Below are 5,376 nucleotides of genomic sequence, written 5' to 3' on the forward strand. Positions count from 1 at the left end.
CAAGGCGATTCTGTAGGTATTATTGGTCGTAATGGTGCCGGAAAGAGTACTTTATTGAAGTTATTAAGTAAGGTAACTAAACCTACAACAGGAGGTTTTAAAGTGAAGGGTAGGATTGCCTCTTTGTTGGAGGTGGGTACTGGTTTTAATCCTGAAATGACAGGTCGTGAAAATATTTATTTGAATGGCGCTATTTTAGGTATGCGACGTTCTGAAATTACTAAAAAATTAGATGAAATCATAAATTTTTCAGGGGTTGAACGTTATATTGATACCCCAGTGAAACGTTATTCCTCTGGTATGTATGTGAGGCTGGCTTTTGCTGTAGCTGCCCATTTAGAAAGTGAAATACTAATTGTGGATGAGGTTTTAGCTGTTGGCGATGCTGAATTTCAAAAGAAGTGTTTAGGAAAAATGAATGATGTATCTAAAGGTGAAGGTAGAACTGTTTTGTTTGTTAGTCATAATATGGCAGCAGTACAAAATTTATGTTTTAAGGGCATTTTATTAGAGAATGGCATTATTAAAAAGACAGGTGTTATTAATGATGTATTAGCTGAATATTTAGTTAGCACAAAAATAGAAAATGTAAAATTATCTGAAAATACCAATAGGAAAGGTAATGGATTTTTAAAATTCACAGATGGTTTTTTTATCTCTGATAACGATAACAATATAGAAACATTCAAGGATTTAAAAATTAAACTAAATTTTGAATTAAATTTTCCTTCAAAAATAATGCAATCTAGAATTGATATTGGTATCAATAATTTTATGGGAGATAGAGTGGCATGGTTGTCCTCAAATGTTGTTATTAGTGAATTCAGTATTTTTTCTAATAGTATTGAATTTTTAATTAAAGATTTACCATTAGCTCCAGGAGATTATACTTTAAATATATATTCAGAAATTAATAATGAAATAGCTGATTGGTTGACTGAAGTTATGCCATTTACTATCATTGAAAAAGATTATTATAAGACAGGCAAGTTGACTCTAAAAAATCAAGGAAATATATTGTTGAATTTTTATGCTAAATAAAATGATAAAAAAAATAAAAGAATTAATTAAAGAAAATAGAGCTAATAGTAATAAAATATATCTTCAAACAAAAGAATTAGAATGGGCAAATATATTTCATGATAGTATTAGAGGGAAAAAGCATATAGATGATTTGGGTTTAAATATTGGAAGATGGGCCGGCAGTTATCCCTTTTTTTATGTCTTAAATAGGATTTTATCAGATTATTGTCCAAGTTCTATCTTAGAATTTGGATTAGGAGAATCCTCAAAATTAATATCAACATATATAGAAAATTATATTCCAAATTGTCAGCATATAATTATTGAGCAAAATGAACTATGGGCAATTGAATTTAAAAATAGATTTAACTTATCAAAAAAATCTTCAATTATATTTTGTGAATTAGAGACTCAATTGGTGAACGGATTTGAAGTCAATTCTTATTCTAATTTAGAATCAAAAATAACAAATGATTTTGATTTATATGTAGTAGATGGGCCTTTTGGAAGCCCAAGATTTTCTAGATATGATATTGTTTTTTTAGTTGATAGATTTCAAAAAGATAAAGATTTTGTTATTTTATTTGATGATACCAACAGGGTTGGAGAAAAAGATACTTTAAAAGAAATATTATTGAAATTGAAAAATAAAAATATTAAATACCATGTTGGACATTATGAAGGAAATAAACGTGTTACTTTAATTTGTTCAGAAAAATATATTTATTTGACTTCTTTGTAATTTTTTTTAAACATATTACAAATGGATTCTAAATTAATATCTATTATAGTACCATCTTTTAATAGAGCAGATCTAATCGGTGAGACATTAAATTCTGTATTTTCCCAAACTTATCAAAAATGGGAATGTATTATTGTTGATGATGGGTCGTCGGATAATACTATTGACATAATAAATTCTTTTATTGAAAAGGACAATCGATTTAGTTTTATTAAGCGTAACCGTTTGCCTAAAGGTGCGCCAACCTGCAGGAATATTGGGTTAGATTTTTCAAATGGGGAATTTATTATATATCTTGATTCAGATGATATATTAGCTCCATATTGTTTGGAACAGCGTATTAATAAATTTAGCGTTCATTTTGATATGGATTTTTTAGTTTTTAAAAGTTTGTTGTTTGTAGATAAACCTTTTTCAAATGGATTTTATTGGAACATTGATAACGAAGAAAATGATTTGGCGCGATTTATTAAATTAGATGCCTTATGGCAAACTTCAGGGCCAATCTATAAAAAAGAGTTTCTATTAAAAATGAATGGTTTTAAAGAGGATTTGTTATTTTGGCAAGATTATGATCTTCATCTTAGGTGTTTATTAAAGAAAGGATTGTATCTCAAATTTTTTGATTCGCCTGTAGATGTTTATATTAGAGATGGAAGAAAAGATACTATTAGCAGAAGTACTCCTTTTACTGGAGATATAAGAATTCTCAAAAAAAGAATAGATTTTTACTATGATATTCTAAATGAATATCAAACTCAATTAAGTAAAGAACATTTGAAATCATTATTTTCCATTTTATTTTTCTTTTCGGCACAATATATAGTTAGGCATGGAAAATACCTAACATTTTTAAAACATTGGATTAAAATTAATCGATTTAATAAAAATTCATTTTCAATTTATAAAAGTTTAATTAATGTTTTATTAATAAAATTATCTTCTCGATTTTCATTTTTTTTGAAAATTTCTGATAATTTTTTAAAAAATAATTTAAACAAAATTCCTGATTATTATGTTCTTAGAAAAAGTAATTTAGGTAAAATTAATAATATTGACTAAATGATCTTTAATATAAATTGACATAAATAATTTTTTAAATGAAAACCGTTGTTTTTACTCTTTGTTCCAATAATTATTTAGCTCATGCTAAAACCTTAGGTGATTCCATACGAGAAATGTGTCCTGAAACAGATTTTATCATTGGTTTGGTCGATGATTTTGATCCAGATATTGATTATTCTTTTTTTAGCCCTTATGCAATTATTAAATATGACCAAATTGGTTTTGATTGTTTTGAGGATATGTTGTCAAGGTATAACATTATCGAATTTAATACGGCTGTAAAGCCTTATTACTTAGAATATTTATTAAAAAAATATGGAACGGATACAAAAGTATATTATATAGATCCGGATATTAAATTGTATTCAAATATTAATCATTTAAATAACTTGTTAGATTCAAATGATATTGTATTGACGCCTAATTTAACCGAAATGCCTAATGAAGTTGATTTAGGGGAATTGGCATCTCTTAGACATGGTTTATTTAATTTAGGTTTTATTGGAGTGAAGTATAGTGATGAAGGGCTTCAATTTGTAAATTGGTGGAAAATAAGATTACGAAATCATTGTTTGATTGATAAACCAAGAGGAATATTTGTCGATCAAAAATGGGTAGATATAGCTGTGCTTTACTTTAAAGGTATGCATATAGCAAGTCATAAAGGATTAAATATGGCTTGGTGGAATTTATCAGAAAGAAAATTAATTGAATCGAAAGGGAAATATTTCGTCAATGATACCTCAGAAGAATTAATATTTTTTCATTTTAGTGGATTCAAGCCAGGAAGTGTAAACTTCACAGGAAGAAACAATGATAATCCTGAATATAGATTTGAAAAGAGGCCAGAATTAGTAGGTATTTTTAATGAATACAAAGAGTTGTTATTTGAAAACGGATATGAAAAATTATCAGTTTGTACGCCAAAGCTCAATTTTGGTTATGCATTACAAAAGCAGCCAATGTCTTTAAAAAATAAAATTAAAAAAGCTGTAAAAAAGTTTATCAAATAAGTAGTTGAAAAGTACTTCCAAAATGAACGGAATCAGTATCATTATTTGTACCTATAACGGTAAACAAAAGTTAGAAGAAACGCTTTTAGCTATTTTGAAATTAAAAGCTACATTTTCATGGGAGTTGTTGATTGTTGACAATGCTTCAACTGATGATACAGCTGCATTTTCATATTCATTATTAAGTGATTCAACTATTGATTTTAGCATTCTTCATGAGGCAGAATCTGGACTTATAAAAGCAAGGTTATGCGGGCTTAAAGCTTCAAAATATGATGTTTTGTTATACTGTGATGATGATAATACATTGGATAAAGACTATATCCAAATTGGTTATGATTTAATGAAATCAAATCCAATTATTGGTGCATTAGGTGGTTGTGGCACTCCTGTTTTTGAGGATGAAAAGCCAGATTGGTTTGATACTTATGGTCATAGTTTTGCAGTTGGACCACAAGCTATTACTGATGGTCTTATGCCTGAATACCCTGCTGAACTTTATGGTGCTGGTACTTTTTTTCGGAAAGAGGTATTACTTCAATATTTAAATAATGGCTTTAAATCGGCTTTGTCTGGAAGAACAAGGAATAATTTAGTTTCTGGTGAAGATGTAGAATGGTGTTATTTAATTCAGTTAGCAGGGTATCAAATTTGGTATGATCATCGATTGGTTTTTTTGCATCATATGCCCCAGCAAAGGATGAGTTGGGAGTACTATTTACGACTTAAAAAAGGCATTTCTTCCGGTGTTTGTAATCTGCTACCATACAGTTGTTTATTTAGAAATCGTAAAATGTCTTCTATTTTCTATTTTAAAACTTGGTTTACAAAAATGAGTTTCGCTCTTTTGATTTATTTCAAGCTTAGGATACTTGCTTTTTTAACAGTAAACTCAAGTAATACTGAGCAAGAATTAGCAATAACTATTTGGAGGGAAAAGCTATTTTCTTATTGGCGAAATAGTATTAAATCTCATAAACATTTTATCCAATTGAAAAATTATTTTTAATGCCCTATTTTACCATTGTTATTCCTTCTTATAATCGAGGCCATATTGTTAGCAGGGCAATTGAATCTGTTTTAAATCAATCCTATTCCGATTTTGAAATCATTGTTGTTGATGATGGTAGTACTGACAATACCAAAGAAGTAGTATGTCAATATATGGATTCTCGCATAAATTATTTTTTTCAAGAAAATAGTGGTGTAAGTGCTGCAAGGAATACAGGAAGTAAATTTGCTAAAGGAGATTATCTTGTTTTTTTAGATAGTGATGATTATGTAAATGACATTTGGTTAAAAGATTTTTTTACGGTACTACAACATAACTTAACGGATGTTGTAATTTGTAGAAGTAAAATAACTGAGGATTTTAAAAATGATTCAAGTTCTTTTTTAGCCGGAACTTTCGCAATAAATAAAAATGTATTTTATGATATTGGAATGTATGATGAAAAATTGAGATTTGGTGAAAATACCGAATTAAATTGGAGAATCAATTTTAATAATAGCCGAATTAAGACTATAGAAAAT

6 protein-coding genes are annotated in these 5,376 nt (G+C 28.0%); all 6 read left to right on the top strand.

Annotation, left to right across the window (positions count from 1 at the left end; translation table 11 throughout):
* A partial coding sequence (locus ACOYLP_RS10435) for a polysaccharide ABC transporter ATP-binding protein (RefSeq protein ID WP_422856110.1) occupies positions 1-1,041 on the top strand: 1,041 nt, incomplete at its 5' end.
* Position 1,042: 1 nt separating this feature from the next.
* Positions 1,043-1,765 (top strand): hypothetical protein, encoded by a 723-nt coding sequence (locus tag ACOYLP_RS10440; RefSeq protein WP_422856111.1) that lies wholly within the window; start codon positions 1,043-1,045, stop codon positions 1,763-1,765.
* 21 nt (positions 1,766-1,786) lie between these two features.
* Entirely contained in the window at positions 1,787-2,827 is a 1,041-nt protein-coding gene (locus ACOYLP_RS10445; RefSeq protein ID WP_422856112.1) for a glycosyltransferase family 2 protein, read from the top strand.
* A 38-nt stretch (positions 2,828-2,865) separates the two neighbouring features.
* Positions 2,866-3,843 (top strand): hypothetical protein, encoded by a 978-nt coding sequence (locus tag ACOYLP_RS10450; RefSeq protein WP_422856113.1) that lies wholly within the window; start codon positions 2,866-2,868, stop codon positions 3,841-3,843.
* A 22-nt stretch (positions 3,844-3,865) separates the two neighbouring features.
* Positions 3,866-4,852: a glycosyltransferase gene (locus tag ACOYLP_RS10455; RefSeq protein WP_422856114.1), complete on the top strand. Its 987-nt coding sequence runs from the start codon at positions 3,866-3,868 to the stop codon at positions 4,850-4,852.
* A partial coding sequence (locus tag ACOYLP_RS10460; RefSeq protein WP_422856115.1) for a glycosyltransferase family 2 protein occupies positions 4,852-5,376 on the top strand: 525 nt, incomplete at its 3' end. The genes ACOYLP_RS10455 and ACOYLP_RS10460, both read left to right, overlap by 1 nt.

It is taken from the genome of Flavobacterium sp. (assembly GCF_049318325.1).
In the GTDB taxonomy this organism is placed as follows: Bacteria; Bacteroidota; Bacteroidia; order Flavobacteriales; family Flavobacteriaceae; genus Flavobacterium.

Coding starts and splice junctions, on each gene's coding strand:
- ACOYLP_RS10440 (WP_422856111.1), top strand. CDS start 1,043: ATGATAAAAAAAATAAAAGAATTAATTAAAGAAAATAGAGCTAATAGT.
- ACOYLP_RS10445 (WP_422856112.1), top strand. CDS start 1,787: ATGGATTCTAAATTAATATCTATTATAGTACCATCTTTTAATAGAGCA.
- ACOYLP_RS10450 (WP_422856113.1), top strand. CDS start 2,866: ATGAAAACCGTTGTTTTTACTCTTTGTTCCAATAATTATTTAGCTCAT.
- ACOYLP_RS10455 (WP_422856114.1), top strand. CDS start 3,866: ATGAACGGAATCAGTATCATTATTTGTACCTATAACGGTAAACAAAAG.